The sequence below is a fragment of the Actinomadura physcomitrii genome, from assembly GCF_008923205.2.
In the GTDB taxonomy this organism is placed as follows: domain Bacteria; phylum Actinomycetota; class Actinomycetes; order Streptosporangiales; family Streptosporangiaceae; genus Spirillospora; species Spirillospora physcomitrii.
Genome location: NZ_WBMS02000061.1, coordinates 1 through 15,705, shown reverse-complemented (window position 1 = coordinate 15,705; position 15,705 = coordinate 1). Strand labels below are relative to the sequence as shown.

Genomic DNA, 15,705 nt, shown 5'->3' with positions numbered 1-15,705 from the left:
ACGCTCCTTGCGGTCGTTTCGTAGGTAAGAGCTGATTCAGACGCTGAAGAGGTGCACGGCGCTGATCGCGACGTCCCCGTCGAGGAAGCCGCCGGCGCAGTGGGTGAGGCCGGCGGTCGCGCGCTCGACCTGGCGGGCGCCGGCCTCGCCGCGCAACTGCGTCACGATCTCGTGCACCTGGGCGATTCCGGTGGCGCCGAGCGGATGCCCCTTCGACATCAGCCCGCCGCTCGTCGAGACGGGGATCCGTCCGCCCAGCGCCGTCTGACCGTCGAGCAGCGCCTTGACGCCGTCACCCGGCGGGCAGAGCAGCAGGTCCTCGTAGTGGATGACCTCGGTGACGGTGAAGGCGTCGTGAACTTCGGCGACGTCGATGTCCCCCGGGTCGATTCCGGCCTGCTCGTAAGCGGCGTGCGCCGTCTTCCTGTCGACCTCGAAGCCGCCGGTCGCGGTCGGGTCGCCGCACCCCGACAGCAAAGAGGTCGCCTCGACCCTGACCGTCTTGCGGTCCAGGCGCCGCGCCATCCGGTCGGACACGACGAGCGCGGCGGCGGCTCCGTCCCCGGTGGGGCAGCACGACAGCAGGGTCAGCGGATCGGCGATCATGCGGGAGCCGAGGACCTCCTCGGCTGTGAGTGGCTTGCGGTACTGGGCGTACGGGTTGTGCTCGGCATGCGCGCGGTTCTTGACCGCGACCTGGGCGAGGTCGTCGGCCGAGGCGCCGGTCTTCTCCAGGTAAGCCTGCGCGACGAGCGCGAAGAAGGCCGGCGGAGTGAAACCGAACTCGCCTTCGAGTTCCATGCCATCGGAGGTCAGCGGCTTCCCCTTCTCCGGCCGGACGGAGAGCTTCTCCACGCCGAGCGCGAGGACGACGTCGTAGAGGCCGGTCATCACAGCCATGACGGCCTCGCGGAACGCCGTCGATCCCGAGGCGCAGAAGTTGCCGACCCCGGTCACCGGGATGCCGCGGACACCGGCCGCGGCCATGACCAGCTGGCCGACGCCGTTCTCGCGTCCCAGCAGCCGGCCGGTCCTGGCATGGCCGGCGTAGACGGCCTGGACCTCGCGCTGGTGCAGCCCGGCGTCGTCGACGGCGGCGAGCACGGCCTCCAGCCCCAGGTCCTCAAGGCCGCGGTCGGGGAACTTGCCGAACGGCGTCATTCCGACACCGGCAACGTGCACTCCGGTCACCGTTGCTCCTTCGCGGGCTCGAAGACGAAACCGTCGGTGCCGGAACGCACCGGGCCGGGCACCGCGCGAACCGCCGCGCCGCGGGGGAGCGGTTCGGTGAACAGGCTGAACAACGCCGGTCCCGAGTCGAGCTCGACGACGCCTACCGTGATCGGCTCGTCGAATCCGAAAGGCGGGGTGCTGACGCGCGAGGTCGCACGAACCCGGCCGCGGGCGGGCAGGTTTTCCGGCCTGAGGTTGCGTGACGCGCACGTCGCGCAGATCCGCCGCGCCGGGAAGGCGGCCGCCCGGCAGTCCTCGCAGCGGCTGCCGTGCACCAGCACGGCTCCGCCGTCGGTATGGAAGAACAAGAGCTTCATGCGACCTCCGCGCCTGCCGATGAGGCGGATGACTTTTCTGAATCCAGGATGTAGTGTACGGGAAACAGGACATTAGGCCACAGAAAGTTGCGGGTTCGCGGCCGATCGGCGATGGCGTTCTGGCCGTATAGAAGGAGGTGCACGAGAGATGCTGCAGGACTCGGTCCAGTTGATCTCCGTTGACGACCACGTGATCGAGCCGCCGAACATCTGGGTCGACCGGTTGCCGGCCAAGTTCCAGGAACGTGGCCCGAGAATCGTCGAGGTCGAGAAGGGCAAGCTCGACTGGGTGTACGACGGCAAGCACTACCCGCTCTCCATGCAGGGCAGCGTCCGCACCCGCATCTTCCATGACAAGGACGAGGAGACCGCGGCCACCGGCATTGGCGGGAAGTCCGCGGACACCGCGAGCGGAGGCACCCTTGCCGAGCAGCTCGCCGCCCAGGGCAGCGAGATCGTCGCGCGGCACTACGACGACATGATCCCCGGGTGCTACGACCCGAAGGCGCGCGTGCGAGACATGGACGCGGACGGGATCCAGGCCTCGATCTGCTTCTCCACCTTCCCGCGCTACTGCGGGCAGACCTTCTACGAGGCCAAGGACCACGAGCTGGGCCTCGCCTGCATCCAGGCCTACAACGACTGGATGATCGACGAGTGGTGCGGCGCGGCGCCGGACCGGTTCATCCCGATGGCCCTGATCCCGCTGTGGGACCCGCGGCTCGCCGCCGAAGAGGTCTACCGCGCCGCCGGCCGCGGCGCCAAGTGCGTGTCGTTCACCGAGAACCCGGTGCCGCTCGGGCTCCCGTCCTACTCGACCGACTACTGGGACCCGTTCCTGAGCGCGGTCGAGGAGACCGACCTGCCGCTGTGCATGCACATCGGCTCGTCCTCGAAGATGTTCGTGCCGAGCCCTGAGGCCTCGCCTGCGGTGCCGATCGCCCTGTGCGGTCTGAACTCCATGAGCGCGACCGTGGACATCATCTTCTCCGGCACGCTGAACCGCCACCCAAAGCTGAAGATCGCCCTGTCCGAGGGCGGCAGCGGCTGGGTGCCCTACATCCTCGACCGGATGGACTACACCTGGGAGCGGACGCGCCTGGAGGTCGACAGGACCGAGCGTCCGTCCGACCTGTTCCGCAAGCACTTCTGGACCTGCTTCATCAGCGACCCGACCGCGGTGCAGCTGCGCGAGTCGATCGGCATCGACAGGATGCTCTGGGAGTGCGACTACCCGCACAACGACTCGAACTGGCCGGACGCCCGCAAGCTCGCCGCGGAGGAGTTCGCGAACGTGCCTGACGAGGACGTGAAGAAGATCTGCGAGACCAACGCCCGCGAGCTGTTCCACTTCCCCGCCACCACCGGCGCCTGACGGGCGGCGTTCGTCACACGTGCTCACCGGTGCCGGGGCGCCGGCCGCGACGGCCGGCGCCCCGGCACCGCTTCCGCGCACGCACCGGTACCCGGAATCGGCGTGACCGGTTCACCTAAGGAGCTTGTCCAGGCATGCCCACGATTCCCGAGCTGATCCGGGCAGCGGTGGCCGCGAACCGCGAATCCGTCGCCGTCGTCGACGGCGACCGGACCGCCACCTTCGGCGAGGTGGGGGAGCGCACCGCCCGCCTCGCCAACGCCCTCAACGGCCTGTCCGCCGCCGAGGGCGGCCGGGTCGCGATCCTGATGCGCAACCGGCTCGAGTACGTCGAGGCGGACCTCGCCATCGCTCGCGCGGGCAGGGTGAAGGTCCCGATCAATCCCAAGCTGTCCGACGACGAGCGCGCCTTCGTCATCGACGACTCCGAGGCCGACATCGTGCTTACGGAGTCGAGTGAACTCGACCGCGTCCTCGACACCGTCGCCGGGCGCAAGGTCGAGGTGGTGTGCGTCGACGGCCCCGCGACCGGCGCGCACGGATACGACGACGTCATCGCGGCCGCTTCCGCGTTCGAGCCCGTCCTGAAGCCGGATGCCGAACGGCTGAGCCAGTTCCTGTACACCTCCGGCACGACGGGCAGGCCCAAGGGCGCCATGCTGCTGGACCGGTGCCGCGTGTCCGCGACGACGATGTCGCTGGTCGAGGAGTTCGCCGTCACGCCGCGCGACGGCATGATCCACGCCGGCCCGCTCTCGCACGGCTCGGCCTCGAAGCTGCTGACGTTCTTCGTCCGCGGTGCGCGGAACATCGTCATCCCGAAGTTCGAACCGGAGATCTTCCTTAAGGCCGTCCGCGAGCAGGGCGGGACGTCGTCGTTCGTCGTGCCCACGATGATCCAGATGCTGGTCGAACACGCGCGGACCGACCCGACGACCACGGCGTGGGGCCTGCGGAACCTGACCTACGGCGGCGCCTCCATCTCGCGGCAGACGCTGGACGCCGCGGCCGAAGTGCTCGGCGGCGTTCTGACCCAGGTCTACGGCTCGTGCGAAGCGCCGCACCCGGTGCTGGCGCTGCGGCACCGCGAGGAATCCGACCCGAGCCTGTCCGAGCACGCGGTGATTCCGGCTGGGCGTCCCGCCCTGGGCGTCGACGTCCGAGTGGTGGGCACGGACGGTTCGGACGCCGCTTCCGACGATGCCGGAGTGCGGACGGGCGAGCTGTGGGTACGCGGTCCGAATGTGATGGCCGGCTACTGGCGGCGCCCCGAGGCGACTGAAGAGTCCATCGTCGATGGCTGGTACCGCACCGGGGACGTGGTGACGGCCGACGGCGACGGGCTCTACACCCTGGTCGACCGCGTGAAGGACATCGTGATCACGGGCGGCCTCAACGTGTACCCGGCGGAGGTCGAGCGGGTGCTCCGTGAACTGCCGGGCGTGGCCGAGGCCGCGGTCGTCGGCGTGCCCGACGAGAAGTGGGGCGAGCTCGTCACCGCCGTCGTCGTGCCGAAGTCCCCGGGCGCCGTGACCGAGGAGGCGGTGATCTCGTGGGTGGCCGACAGGCTGGCCGGCTACAAAAAGCCGCGCAAGGTGCTGCTCGCCGACGACCTCCCGAAGGGATCGACGGGAAAGATTCTCAAGCGTGAGGTGCGGGACCTTGCCGCGAAGCGGTGAGACTCGGGTCAACGACCGAGCGAGTCGGCAGAGCAGGTCTTCGAAGGCACAGGTTTCTGGGAGGTAGCAGATGAGCCGGGTGCCCGAGGGCGGGTGGACGGCGGCGGTGCGCCCCGGGGAGCGTCCGGTGTGCCCCGTCGACCACCATTCGCCCGACTACCCCACCACTGCCCGAGACCTGCACGACGAACTTCGTGCCGCCTGCCCGGTGGGCTGGAGCGAGGCGCATGGCGGCTTCTGGGTGATGAGCGACTACGAATCGATCAAGGACGCGCTGGTCGAGCCGTCCCGGTTCTCCTCGGCCAAGACACAGGAACTCGACGGAAGTTGGAGCGGCGGGTCCACCATCCCCACGACCCAGCGGGCGCCGATGCTCCCATTGGAGATGGACCCTCCGCTCGGCGTGCGCTACCGGTCGCTGATCGTGCCGTGGCTCAGCCGCACGGCGGTCGAGCCGCTGCGCCCTGTCGTGACCGCCTATGTCGACCGGCTGCTCGACCAGATGGCCCCGGCCGGCCGCTTCGACGTGGTCACCGACGTCGGCGCCCCGGTCCCCGCGATGGTCGTCACGAAGCTGCTCGGGCTCGATGAGTCGCTGGCCGAGCGGATCGCGTGGCCGTTCCATGCGTTCGAGTCGGTTGCGAAGAACAGTCCCGAGTTCAGGCGTGTCCTGGCCGAGATGGGCTGGGTGCGTGACCTCCTGGAGGACACGGCCCGCGAACGCCGCGCCTCGCCCGGTGACGATGCGATCAGCCGGCTCGTCACGGCCGAGGTCGAGGGCGCGCCCGTGCCGATGGGCGACTGCATCGGAATCCTCATGACGCTCGTCGGCGGTGGCGTGGACACCACGACCAACGCGCTCGCACACGCTCTGGACTATCTCGATCGCGATCGCGCTCTCCGGCAGCGGATCCTGGACGAGCCCAGAGTAGTCCCCCGAGTCGTCGATGAACTGCTCCGCGCCTTCCCGCCGGTGTGGCAGTTGTCGCGGCGCGTCACAGAGCAGACGGTCATCGGCGACGCGGTCCTGGAACCGGGCGAGCGCGTGATGCTCTCGGTGCTCGCCGCCAATCACGATCCCGGCGTGTTCCCCGACCCGACCACCGTGAACATCGATCGTCCGCCCAACCGCCACCTCACCTTCGGCTGGGGGGTGCACCGCTGCGCGGGGCTGCACGTCGCCCGGCTGGAACTGGAGGTCATGATCGAGCGGATCGTCCGCCGATTCCCCGATCACCGCATCGTTCGCGAGGAGGCGCGCCGGTACGCGGCGAGCGGCAACGTGGACGGCTACATCAGCATGCCCGCGGTGTTCACCGCGCAGGCGTCTCGGTGAACCCGACCCGGGGAGGAGCCCGTGACGAAGGCCGGTTTCGACGTGGTGATCGTGGGGGGAGGCTCGGCGGGCTGCGTCCTCGCGGCAAGGCTCAGCGAGAACCCCGCACGCCGGGTGCTGCTGCTGGAGGCGGGACCGGCGGACCGGAACCTCTTCGTCCAGGTGCCCGCCGGCGTCAAGCAGCTCAACGCCGGATTCAACTGGCGCTACGAGGCCGAGCCGGACGCCAGCCGCGGCGGCGTCGTGGAGACCTGGGCCGCCGGACGGCTGCTCGGCGGGAGCAGCTCCATCAACGGCATGATGTGGGTGCGCGGGCATACCGCCGACTACGACGCGTGGGCCGCGGAGGGCTGCCCCGGGTGGGACTTCGCTTCCCTCGAACCGTACTTCCGGCGCGCGGAGCACTACGAGGTCGGCGGCAGTGAGGCCCGCGGGTACTCCGGGCCGCTGCACGTCACACCGGTGCGAGTCGACCATCCGGTCACCGACCTGTTCCTGGAGGGCGCCCAGAAGGCAGGGCACCCGCTGCGCGAGGATTACAACGGCGCGGTGCAGACCGGCGTCGGGTACTCGCAGGTCTCCCAGCGGCGAGGATGGCGGCACAGCACCGCGCGCGCCTACCTGGCCCCTGCGCGCCGCCGCCGCAACCTCACCGTGCGCACCGGCGCAGAGGTGCTCAAGGTCCTGGTGGAGAACGGCCGGGCGACCGGCGTGCTGTATCGCCACGGTGGCCGCCTCCAGCGGGTGCGCGCGGAGAGCGAGGTGGTGCTCAGCGCAGGCACGCTTGCCACACCCAGGCTGCTCATGCTCTCCGGCATCGGTCCGGCCGGGCACCTGCGCGACAACGGGATCGACGTGGCCGCCGATCTGCCCGGCGTCGGATCCAACCTTCAAGAGCACCCGATCACGCTCTTCCTGCACCAGCTGGACATGCGCACCCTGAACCAGGAGCTGACTCCGGGCCGCGTGCTGCGGCACGGACTGGACTACCTGCTGCGCGGGCGCGGCGCGGTCGCGAGCCCGTCCTGCCACGCCATGGTCTACGCGGGCCGGTCGGACACGGGGGCCTCGCGCTACCAGATGATGTTCAGCCCGTTCGGCGTCGTCGGGAAGCCGTCCGCGACCCGGGTGGAGGACGCCGGTTCGGACGGCGACCCTCTCGACGGCCCGATCAACCACGACGTGAACGCGATGAAGCTCCTCCCGCAGTCGTCGGTGACGACCTACCCGTGCCTGCTGCACCCCGGCTCGCGCGGCAGTGTGCGGCTCCGCCCCGACGACCCCGGCGGCCGGCCGGTCATCTCCATGGAGCTGCTGGGCGAACGCTCGGACCTGCTGGCATGATCGAAGCGTCGCGGCTGCTCCGCGAGATCTACGCGGCCGAACCGCTGGCGCACCACGTGGTCGCCGAGTTGAAGCCGGGCGTTTCGGTGCGGACCGACGAGGAGTGGGAGGCCTACCTGCGCACGCACACGTTCCGTGCCGAGCACGGCGTGGGCACCGCGCGGATGGGCTCCGACGACGGCGCGGTCGTGACGCCGGACCTGCGGGTGCGGGCAGTAGACGGGCTGCGCGTCGTCGACGCCTCGGTCTTCCCGACGCTGGTCAGCGGGAACACCAATGCGGCCGTGGTCGCGGTCGCGGAACGGGCGTCGGACCTGATCCGGGAGCCATCGCTCGCCCGCGAGGCGCACTGAAAGGCGACATGCCGAAAGGCGAGGACGGCCGGCGAAATCTTCGCCGGCCGTCCTCGCCTTCTCTGCGTCCTTAGGAGATCACGTCAGGACCTTGGCTCCGCGACGGCTTCCCGCACCGCCTCACCAGCGCGCCGGTGCCGCCCGGGTCGCGGTAGCGCACGGTCAGGAGCCCGACGGCTGCTTCCGCGCGTAGTCCTGTTTGGCCTTGTCGATGCCCGCGTGGAAGCGCTCGCTGAAGCCCTCCTTGCGGGTCTTGGTCCACTCGTAGGAACGGCTGAGCGCATCGGTCACCCCGGTGAACCGCGGCATGACCTCACGGGCGAAGATCTCGTACATCGCCGTTGTGGCGGCTGGGCTGCCCCAGTCGTGGGCCGTGAGCAGGAACGTGCCGAAGCCGCCGGTCTTGTCGATGATCTTCTGGATGTACTCGGTCGCCCCCTCGGGGCCGCCGATGTAGCCGTAGCCGGAGTCGTTGACGCGGCGGACGAGCTCCTCGTGCGGGACGACCTCGCCGGGAGCGATCATCTGCATCGGGGTGACCACGTGCCGGTACGCCATGAAGTCGTGAAGCCCGTAGCGGGTGTCCTCGACGGCCTGCTCGTCGGTTTCGGCGATGTGCACGTTGCCGACGATCGCCCATTCCGAGCGGTCGACCGTCTGGCCGTGCTCCCTCGCCTCGTTCGTGGTGATGTCCCAGGTCTTGCCGAGGAGCTCGATGGCCTGCTCGGAGGTGCCCCCGATTGACAGCAGGCCCAGGCCGTACTTGCCGGCCAGCTTCGGGCCGGAAGGGGACATCGCCGCGGCCACCGCGAGCGGCACCCGGGGGTGGGTGTAGCTCTGGAGCTGGAGGCGGGCGTCGTCGAGAGTGAACCAGTCGGTCTTGCGGTTCACCGGCCCCGGGGTGTCCAACAGCTCGAGGATGGCGTCGAGCGCTTCCTCCATCCGCGGGCGCAGCAGGTTGTAGTCCATGCCCATCATCTGCGAGTCCGCGACGAGCGCGCCGGGACCGAACCCGACCCGCACCCGGCCCCGGGTCAGATGGTCGAGGAAGACGACTCGGTCCGCGACCATGAGCGGGTGGTGGTACGGCAGCGAGATGACCCCGCTGCAGAGCTGAATGCGCTGGGTGCGCTGCGCCGCGGCGGCCATCATGATCTCGGGGGAGGGGATGAACTCGTAGCCGCCGCTGTGGTGCTCACCGAACCACACCTGGGCGTAGCCGAGCCGGTCGAGCAGCTCGACGTGCTGGAGGTCCTGCTCCAGCGCCATCGTGGGATTGCGCTTGGGGTTGTGGTACGGCGGCAGGAACAGGCCGAACTGCAGCGGAGCTGAGGGCATGGTGGCTCACCTCTCGGGGGATGGTCGACGACGGTGCGCACGGGGCGGCGCCGCGCCCCTTCGCTACCGCCGGGAAAGTGCGCTCTCTCTCACGTAGTGCGCCGACCATAACATGGATCCAGGATTTTTGGATCCATGACCTGGCACTTTTGTTCTTCAGGTGCACGTCCTCGCGTCGATGTGGCGTCCGCGCCGGGCGCCGATCGACCTTTACCCGCTTTCCGGGTGTATGTATCCTGCATACAGGATTTCTGTGAGTCAACAGTGCTTCGAGATTCCGCGCACGGCGGCTCGGGACACGAATGGGAAGGCAGGCTTCATGGTTCACCCGTTCCGGTTCGGGCTCATGGCCCGGGGCGGCGGCTCCGCCAAGGAGATCACCGAACGCGCGCTTCGCGCGGAGGCGCTCGGCTACCACTCGTTGCTCTACAACGACCACTACCTCGGCCCCGGCCCGGCCATGTCCGAGGCGCGGCACCCCGTGCAGGAGGTCGCGCCGATCCCGGCCGCCACGCTCGCGGCGGCGGCCACCGAGACACTCGTCATCGGCTTCCGCGTGCTCTGCGTCGATTACCACAACCCCGTCGTGCTCGCGAAGGAACTGGCCACCCTCGACCTCTTCAGCGAAGGCAGGCTCGACATCGGCCTGGGCGCGGGCTGGATCGCGGCGGAGTACGCCGCCATGGGGATCCCGTTCGACCGTCCCGGCGTGCGCATCGCCCGGCTGGCCGAGGTGGTCGAAGTGATCAGGGCGTGCTTCGGTGACGGGCTCGTGGACGTCAAGGGCGAGCACGGCGTCTACGCGTCCGGCTTCGAGGGCGTCCCCAAGCCCGTGGGCAGCCCGCCGATCGCCATCGGCGGCGGCGGGCCCAAGGTTCTGCAACTGGCCGCACGGGTCGCCGACATCGTGGCGTTCAACCTCAACAACGCGACGGGAAAGCTCGGGCCGGAAGGGCCGCGGTCAGCGACCGCCGCGATGACCGAGGAGAAGGTCGGCCTGGTCCGCGAGGCCGCGGGCGACCGGTTCGCCGACCTGCAGCTGGAGATCGGAAGCTACTTCACGATCGTCACCGACGACGTCGACGGCGCCGCCGCGGCGCTGCCGGCGCAGACCGGTGGCATGCTGAACCTGCCCAAGGACGAGTTGCTGGAGCATCCCCACGTCCTGCTCGGGGACGTCTCCCGCATCTGCGACACGCTCGTCGAGCGCCGGGAGCGCTACGGGTTCAACTACGTCACGGTGCGCGAGGCGGACATCGAGTCCTTCGCGCCGGTGGTGGAGAGGCTGGCGGGCTCATGAGCGCTCTGGCCGGCACCGGGCTCATCGCCTCGCACCACACGATCTCGGGCTCGCCCGTCAACGAGCCGGCCCGCCATGCGTTCGCCGATCGGGTCGCCGCCGCGCAGGCCGCCGGGTTCACGGGCATCGGGCTCACGGTGCTCGACCACGACCACCTTCGCGAGTCGGGTGCGAGCGACCGCGAGCTGCGCACCATCATCGACGATCACGGGATCGGAGTGCCGGAGGTCGAGTTCCTCAACGGCTGGTGGGCCGAGGGGGAGCGGCTGGCCGCCGACCGGGCCGCCGAGGACCGCATCTACGCCTTCGCCGAGGCGTTCGGCTCCCGGCACCTCAACGTCGGCGCGAGCGTGCCGGCCGGCCAGGAACCGCCGCTCGACCTGCTCGTCGAACGCTTCGCGGGCATCTGCGACCGCGCCGCCGCCCACGGGCTCCTCGTCGGCCTGGAGTACATGCCCTTCTTCGCCCTGTCGACCGTGGGCCGGGCGTGGGAGGTCGTGCGCGGGGCCGGGCGCCCGAACGGTGGTCTCGTCGTCGACGCGTGGCACCACCTGCGCGGTCCGGACGGGCCCGAGGCGCTGCGGAACGTCCCCGGCGAGAAGATCGTCGCCATCCAGCTCGGCGATGCCCCGGCCGAGTCGGAACTGCCCCTGCTGCAGGAATCGATCAGCGCCCGTCTCTGGCCGGGCGAAGGCGTCCTGGACGTCGTGGGCCTGCTCCGCGTACTGGACGAGCTGGGTGTGTCCGCACCGGTCGGCGTCGAGGTGGTGTCCACCCGCGTCCAGGAGCTGCCGGTCGACAAGGCCGCCGCCGAGGCCGCCCGCTCCGCCGGCGCGGTCCTGAAAGAGATGAGCGCTTCGCGGAGCGCCGGATGAGGTACACCCGGCTCGGCGCGTCCGGTCTGACGATCTCCTCCCTCGTGCTGGGGACGGCGTCCTTCGGGGACACCGTCGACCCGGAGGCCGCCATGAGAGTGGTGAAGGCCGCGCTGGACGCCGGCGTCACGACTTTCGACACCGCGGACGTCTACGCGGGAACAAGGGCTGAGGAGATCCTCGGCGCGGCGCTGCCGCCCTCACGTCGCGACCAGCTCGTTCTGTGCTCGAAGGTCGGCCTCCGGCCAGGCGACGCCGACGCCGAGCACGCCGCCGTGGCGGCCGGTCACGCCGACCACGCGGAGCGGTGGTCGCGCGGCATCGCGCCGACGGACGCGGGGCTCTCGCGCAAGCACGTGATCGCGGCCGTCGAGGACAGCCTGTCCCGGTTGCGGACCGATTACCTCGACCTCTACCAGGTGCACCGGTTCGATCCCGCCGTTCCGCTCGAAGAGACGTTGCGCGCACTGGATGATCTGGTCCGCGCAGGCAAGGTGCGCTATATCGGGTGCTCGGCGTTCGCCGCCTGGCAGCTGTACCGGGCGCTGTGGCTCAGCGAGCGGGAACGGCTCGCGCGGTTCGACTCCGTGCAGGTCCGCTACAACCTCGTCGACCGCGGCGCCGAGGCCGAGCTCCTGCCGGCCGCGGCCGCCGCCGGGGTGGGGGTCCTGGCCTTCCAGGTCTTCGCGGGCGGCGTGCTGACCGGAGGGTCGGCGCGCTCGTCCAGGCCGGCCGTCGCCCGGCGATACGGAACCGGTGCGGTCGCCGGCCGAGGGGAGCGGCTGGCCGCCGTGGCGCAGGGGGCGGGCGTCCGCCCGGCGCAGGCCTGCATGGCGTGGGCGCTCTCGAGACCGGGGGTGACGGCCGTGATCGCCGGCGCCTCGTCACCGGAGCAGCTCGCCGATCTGACGGCGACCGCGGTCGCCGACCTGCCCGCCGCCGTCCTGGCCGAGATCGACGCGATCGGCGGAGAAGGCGCGTGAGACGCCGTCCGCGCGACGACCGGGCGGCGATGTGATGCACACCGCCGGGCGGATGCGTTGACACGACCGCCAGCCGTCAGGAATCCTGGATCCAAGAAATATGGAGGTGTGCATGGGCGTCGGGACTGAAGAACGCACCGCGCGGTCGTTCTGGCAGCGCGCCGAAGCGCTGGGGGACAAGCCCGCCGTCATCGATCCGGACGGCTCGCTGACCACCTTCGCCGAGCTCTACGAGAACGGGAACCGCGTCGCGAACGGGCTCGCCGCCTTCGAGTTGGGCGACGACGACGTGGTGGCGATGGTGCTCAAGAACGGCCACGTCGTCTACGAGGTCTTCTCCGCGGTGCTCCAGGTCGGCGGGTACTTCACACCCGTCAACTGGCACCTCAACGCCGACGAGATCGCCTACATCCTGCGTGACAGCGGCGCCAAGGCCGTTGTGACGCAGGCGGAGTTCGCCGACGTGGTGCGTCCGGCCGCAGAAGCGGCCGGCATTCCGGTGGAGCGTCGGCTGCTGTCCGGCGGGATCGCGGACGGGTTCACCTCCTACGAGCTGTGGAAGGCCGAGCAGTCGCCGGCGGCGCCCGCCGACCGCCGCCCCGGCCACCGGCTCTACTACACGTCCGGCACCACGGGGAAGCCGAAGGCCGTCCTCAAGCCGCGCCCGAAGGGCGACGCGGACAGCGCGGCGGCGACCTTCTCCGAACGCCTCTTCGGCCACTCCGGACTCGGGACCGGCGAGGACGAGTCCCATCTGGTCACGGGGCCCACGTACCACCCGTCCCCGCTCGGCTACGGCATGGCGGCGCTGCACTTCGGGCAGACGGTGGTGCTGATGGACAAGTGGGACGCCGAGGACACGCTGCGGCTGATCCAGGAGCGCCGCATCACCGCCGCGCATTTCGTTCCGACCATGTTCCACCGGATGCTCCGCCTGCCGCAGGCGGTGCGCGACGCCTACGATGTCTCATCCCTGCGCGGCGTCGTACACGCCGCCGCTCCCTGCCCGCCCGACGTCAAGCGCGCGATGCTCGACTGGTTCGGCCCGATCGTCTGGGAGTACTACTCCTCCTCGGAAGTGGGCGGCACGCAGGTCAGCCCGGAGGAGTGGCTGCGCCGGCCCGGCACCGTGGGACGCCCCTACCCGGGGGCGGAGCTGCGCATCCTCGACGAGGACGGGAACGAGCAGCCGACCGGTACCGCGGGCCTGGTGCACTTCAAGCTCGTCACGCCCTTCGAGTACAAGGGCGACCCGGCGAAGACGGCCGCGGCAAGGCACGGCGACTGGGTGACCGTCGGCGACATCGGCTACGTCGACGACGAGGGTTACCTGTTCCTGTGCGACCGCGCCGCCGAGACCATCATCTCCGGCGGTGTGAACATCTATCCCGCCGAGGTCGAGGCGGCCCTGCTCGCGCACCCGTCCGTCGAGGACGCCGCGGTGATCGGTGTGCCGAACGAGGAGTGGGGCGAGGAGGTCAAGGCCGTCGTGCAGCTCAGCGACGGCGTCTCCGGCACTCCCGAGCTGGCCGAGGAGCTGATCATCCACACCCGGGAGCGCACCGCCAAGTTCAAGACGCCGCGCAGCATCGACTTCGTCGACGAGCTGCCCCGCGGCTCCAACGGCAAGCTTCTCCGGCGGCGGGTCCGCGCTCCCTACTGGGCCGACCGCACGCGGAGCATCTGAAACCGGCGCAGTCCGGAACCGACAAGGAGAACAATGACCGAGTACGAGCGCATCGTCGTCACCACCGACGACAAGGGCGTGACGCTGCTGGAGCTCAACCAGCCCGACCGGCTGAACCCGATCGACCCGCTGTCGACCGAGAGCGAGATCGCGGCCGCCCTGACCGAGGCCGAACGCGACCCCGAGGTGCGCGTCGTCATCGTGACCGGCCGCGGCCGGGCCTTCAGCGCCGGCGCGGACCTGCGCAACAAGCCGCAGCCCAAGACCGAGTACGACAAGAACGCGACCATGCCCCAGCGGCTCGCGTACGACTACTCCTACGGCCTGATGTGGAAGGTGCTGCTGCACTTCAAGAAGCCGATCATCGCGGCCGTGAACGGGTACGCGCTCGGCGGCGGCTGGGAGCTGGCGCATCTGTGCGACCTGATCATCGCCAGCGAGAAGGCGGTCTTCGGCGCGATCGAGGTCGAGCTGGGCGTGAACCCGTTCGCGATGTCGACGAACTACCTGCCGAAGATGGTCGGCAAGCATCGCGCGATGGACATGATCCTCAACGGTCGCAAGATCAACGCGCAGGAGGCGCTCGAGTACGGCCTGGTCAACAAGGTCGTGCCCGCGGACTCGCTGATGAAGGAGGCGCGCGCCCTGGCCGACGAGATCGCCGCGCGTCCGCCGCTGACCATGGCCCTCACCAAGCGGCTGATCCACCGGGCGATGCACGTCGACGAGGACTACGAGCTCGAGCGCGCGTTCGCGTACCTGCTGCGCAGCACGGAGGACACGAAGGCGGCGTGGGCCGCGGCCGCGAACCGGGAGGAGACGCCGGCCTACAAGGGCCGCTGAGTAGATTTTTCGCATACGGGGAGGGTCACGGGTCCGGCGCGGCCCGTGGCCCTCCCATCTTCGACGGCGAAGGAGTCGCATCATGGGCAAGGGCGAGCACGGCGGCGCGGGCAAGGCGGCGGCATCGCTGCTCCTGCGGGCCGCCGTGGGCGGCACGATGATCGCACACGGGGTGAAGCACGGCCGCACCCTCGACGGGACCGCGGGCTGGTTCGGCTCCATCGGATTCAGGCAGCCACGGCTGCAGGCGCAGGCGAGCGCGGCCGTGGAGATCGGTGCCGGCGCCGCGCTCCTCGCGGGCGCGGCGACGCCGCTCGCCGCGGCGGCCGTCGTCGGCACGATGGGCGTAGCCGCCTACTCCGTCCACCGCCGCAACGGGTTCTTCATCACCGCCGAGGGCTGGGAGTACGTCGCCAACGTAGCGACGGCCTCGATCGCGCTCGCCGCGATCGGGCCGGGCCGTTGGAGCGTCGACCACGGCCTCCGCGGTGACCGCAAGCCGCACGGCGGAAAGGCCGCCGCGCTGGCGGCGCTTCTCGGAATCGCCGGCGCCGCCGCCCAGCTGACCGCCTTCTACCGCGAACCCGATAACTAAGGCCGGCTGCCGCAGCCCATCGCGGCGCTGCAGCACCTGCCCGCGCGGCAGCGGATCGTTCGGAGTTCATGGAGAAGTCCTGCGGGCCGGAAGGAGATGACCGCGGCGAGGGCGTCCGACGACCACAGCAGCGCGGCGGCGACGCCCCAACGGGCCGTGAAGATACTCGAACTCCCGCGCCCCCGCGTCCGAGAATCGGACGCGGGGCCCGGTGCGTCCCGGGGTTACTTGAGGAGTTGGCGGGCGATGACCATGCGCTGGATCTGGTTGGTGCCCTCGTAGATCTGGGTGATCTTGGCGTCGCGCATCATCCGCTCCACCGGGAACTCCCGCGTGTACCCGTACCCGCCCAGCAACTGCACCGCGTCGGTGGTCACGTCCATCGCCACATCCGAGGCCAGCGCCTTGCACGCCGAGGACACCAAGGTCAGGTCCGCGACCTTCTCA

At 70.2% G+C, this 15,705-nt stretch carries 15 protein-coding genes; 11 read left to right on the top strand and 4 right to left on the bottom strand.

The genetic code is table 11. The features are described 5' to 3' along the window. Window positions 1-36 precede the first annotated feature (36 nt). A complete protein-coding gene (locus F8568_RS50825; RefSeq protein ID WP_202126034.1) occupies window positions 37-1,191 on the bottom strand; it encodes a thiolase family protein in 1,155 nt (384 codons plus the stop codon). After that, entirely contained in the window at window positions 1,188-1,550 is a 363-nt protein-coding gene (locus F8568_RS42965) for a Zn-ribbon domain-containing OB-fold protein (protein WP_151599918.1), read from the bottom strand. Before F8568_RS42965 ends, F8568_RS50825 begins: the two co-directional genes overlap by 4 nt. Before the next feature lie 148 nt (window positions 1,551-1,698). Here F8568_RS42965 and F8568_RS42960 point away from each other — a divergent pair, with 148 nt between their 5' ends. The 5 genes from F8568_RS42960 to F8568_RS47345 all read left to right on the top strand — a co-directional run bounded on the left by F8568_RS42960 (window position 1,699) and on the right by F8568_RS47345 (window position 7,637). Beyond that, a complete protein-coding gene (locus F8568_RS42960) occupies window positions 1,699-2,925 on the top strand; it encodes an amidohydrolase family protein (protein ID WP_151599917.1) in 1,227 nt (408 codons plus the stop codon). 134 nt (window positions 2,926-3,059) lie between these two features. Next, the gene (locus F8568_RS42955; protein ID WP_151599916.1) at window positions 3,060-4,604 is read left to right on the top strand and encodes a class I adenylate-forming enzyme family protein; all 1,545 of its coding nucleotides are present in this window, start codon (window positions 3,060-3,062) and stop codon (window positions 4,602-4,604) included. 70 nt (window positions 4,605-4,674) lie between these two features. Continuing rightward, a complete protein-coding gene (locus F8568_RS42950) occupies window positions 4,675-5,940 on the top strand; it encodes a cytochrome P450 (protein ID WP_151599915.1) in 1,266 nt (421 codons plus the stop codon). A 21-nt stretch (window positions 5,941-5,961) separates the two neighbouring features. Continuing rightward, the gene (locus F8568_RS42945) at window positions 5,962-7,284 is read left to right on the top strand and encodes a GMC family oxidoreductase (RefSeq protein ID WP_202126033.1); all 1,323 of its coding nucleotides are present in this window, start codon (window positions 5,962-5,964) and stop codon (window positions 7,282-7,284) included. Then, entirely contained in the window at window positions 7,281-7,637 is a 357-nt protein-coding gene (locus F8568_RS47345; protein WP_202126032.1) for a GMC oxidoreductase, read from the top strand. The genes F8568_RS42945 and F8568_RS47345 overlap by 4 nt, the downstream gene beginning before the upstream one ends. Before the next feature lie 162 nt (window positions 7,638-7,799). Here the strand turns inward: F8568_RS47345 and F8568_RS42940 are convergent, their stop codons facing one another. Next, window positions 7,800-8,975, bottom strand: a complete 1,176-nt coding sequence (locus F8568_RS42940; RefSeq protein ID WP_151599914.1) for an LLM class flavin-dependent oxidoreductase — start codon at window positions 8,973-8,975, stop codon at window positions 7,800-7,802. 319 nt (window positions 8,976-9,294) lie between these two features. Here F8568_RS42940 and F8568_RS42935 point away from each other — a divergent pair, with 319 nt between their 5' ends. The 6 genes from F8568_RS42935 (at window position 9,295) to F8568_RS42910 (ending at window position 15,258) form a co-directional block, all read left to right on the top strand. Further along, window positions 9,295-10,275 (top strand): TIGR03621 family F420-dependent LLM class oxidoreductase, encoded by a 981-nt coding sequence (locus F8568_RS42935; protein ID WP_151599913.1) that lies wholly within the window; start codon window positions 9,295-9,297, stop codon window positions 10,273-10,275. Further along, entirely contained in the window at window positions 10,272-11,150 is an 879-nt protein-coding gene (locus tag F8568_RS42930) for a sugar phosphate isomerase/epimerase family protein (protein ID WP_151599912.1), read from the top strand. Before F8568_RS42935 ends, F8568_RS42930 begins: the two co-directional genes overlap by 4 nt. Beyond that, the gene (locus F8568_RS42925) at window positions 11,147-12,133 is read left to right on the top strand and encodes an aldo/keto reductase (protein WP_151599911.1); all 987 of its coding nucleotides are present in this window, start codon (window positions 11,147-11,149) and stop codon (window positions 12,131-12,133) included. The genes F8568_RS42930 and F8568_RS42925 overlap by 4 nt, the downstream gene beginning before the upstream one ends. Before the next feature lie 112 nt (window positions 12,134-12,245). Next, a complete protein-coding gene (locus F8568_RS42920) occupies window positions 12,246-13,820 on the top strand; it encodes an acyl-CoA synthetase (protein ID WP_151599910.1) in 1,575 nt (524 codons plus the stop codon). 33 nt (window positions 13,821-13,853) lie between these two features. Then, window positions 13,854-14,663 (top strand): enoyl-CoA hydratase/isomerase family protein, encoded by an 810-nt coding sequence (locus F8568_RS42915; protein ID WP_151599909.1) that lies wholly within the window; start codon window positions 13,854-13,856, stop codon window positions 14,661-14,663. Window positions 14,664-14,745: 82 nt separating this feature from the next. Beyond that, on the top strand, window positions 14,746-15,258 hold the full coding sequence (locus F8568_RS42910; RefSeq protein ID WP_151599908.1) for a DoxX family protein: 513 nt from the start codon (window positions 14,746-14,748) through the stop codon (window positions 15,256-15,258). A 224-nt stretch (window positions 15,259-15,482) separates the two neighbouring features. Here F8568_RS42910 and F8568_RS42905 read toward each other — a convergent pair. Beyond that, window positions 15,483-15,705, bottom strand: a 223-nt coding sequence (locus tag F8568_RS42905) for an acyl-CoA dehydrogenase family protein (protein ID WP_268896533.1), incomplete at its 5' end; no start/stop codon positions are given.